This is a genomic window from Shewanella sp. AS16, from assembly GCF_021412365.1.
Classification (GTDB): Bacteria; Pseudomonadota; Gammaproteobacteria; order Enterobacterales; family Shewanellaceae; genus Shewanella; species Shewanella salipaludis.
Window position 1 is genome coordinate 1 of record NZ_JAKCLK010000305.1, and the last position, 288, is coordinate 288.

The 288-nt window shown below is 39.9% G+C and carries 1 protein-coding gene; it reads right to left on the reverse strand.

From position 1 onward, the window contains the following. The coding region (locus tag LZP73_RS20395) for a hypothetical protein (RefSeq protein WP_234236772.1) at positions 1–288 on the reverse strand (288 nt) is incomplete at both ends.

The window sequence follows — 288 nt, forward strand, 5'->3', positions numbered from 1 at the left end:
CCAGCTGGATATTATTGTCTTTGCAAAATGCTATCCACTCTGCACCCGGTGATTTATCAGTTATTATGTAATTAATATGACTAAAGTCAGCTAACTGGACAAAAGCTTTGCGATCAAACTTAGAGTGATCAACCAATAACGCAACTTCTGTCGCTTGACGGATCATTGTCTTTTTGATTTCAGCTTCCGCTTCATTAGAGTCCAGCGCGCCGCTGTTAATATCAAGACCTTTACAACTCATTACCATGATATCGACATGGTAGCGGCTGATGATCTCTTTAGTAATTC